At 74.6% G+C, this 890-nt stretch carries 1 pseudogene; it reads right to left on the bottom strand.

Annotated elements, in window-relative coordinates:
• Positions 1–239: 239 nt before the first annotated feature.
• Positions 240–890: pseudogene (locus tag EAD96_RS30965) on the bottom strand (lanthionine synthetase C family protein); the annotation flags it as partial.

Raw genomic sequence — 890 nt, 5'->3', positions numbered from 1 at the left:
GGTGTGGCCGGGGCCGGTGGCCCTGTCGCCACTGCCGTCTCAGCCGTTGCAGCAGGCGATGCTGATGCTGCTGGACTGCGGCGGGACCGCGTGGCGGGTGCCGTTCTGCGTGGCCATGGCCTGCAGGTTGAGGAGCTTCGTCATGGGGGTTCACCTCCTTCGTGGGTGTGGTGGTCGGGCCTCCGGTGTCGGCCGGAGGGCCGTCGGTGGTCCGACGGGGTCTGTGGGTGCCGGCTGGTTCAGCTCGCGGCGAGGAGGTGGTCGGTGGACGCGACGTGGGTGGGCGCGTCGAGGAAGGGCAGGGTGACTCCGGTGCGGTGCAGCGCGGCGTGCATCGCGGACAGGATTCCGGCGCCGCCGGCGGCCAGGTCGGCCGAGATCCGCAGCAGGGTGTCGCCGGGGAACGCGAGGCGGCCGTCGAGGGCGTACGCGTGCCAGGCGAGCCGGGTCAGGTGCGCCGGATGGGGGCGGGCCGCGCCGTCGCGGACGAGGCCGACGGGACGCGTGGCGCGCGGCCGGTGCGGTGGTGGGTCGTCGGCGAGCAGGGCGGCGGTGGCGAGCAGTCCGGCGCGGCCGTGGAAGAGGCCGGGCAGCAGGACGAACTCGACGTCGACGGTCCGGCGGACGGTGGTGACGACGTCGCGCAGCCAGGGGCGTTCGCCGTGGTGGAGCAGCGTGTGTGCGGCTACGGCGATGCCGGCGCTGCCTTCGTCGAGGTAGAACAGTCGTCGTGCGCCGTCGCGTACGTGCAGGTTGCCCTTGTCGTCGCGGACTGTGTGTTCGAGGTCGCGGCGGACGGCGGTGCGGGCGGCGCGCAGCCAGGCGGGGTCGCCGGTGGCTTCGTGGAGCCGGGTGAGGAAGACGGCCGGGCCGGACCAGCCGCGCAGCAG

This window comes from Micromonospora sp. BL1, assembly GCF_003667485.1.
GTDB lineage: Bacteria > Actinomycetota > Actinomycetes > Mycobacteriales > Micromonosporaceae > Micromonospora > Micromonospora tulbaghiae.
The sequence above is the reverse complement of the archived record's forward strand: the minus strand, read 5'-3'. Positions and strand labels throughout refer to the sequence as shown.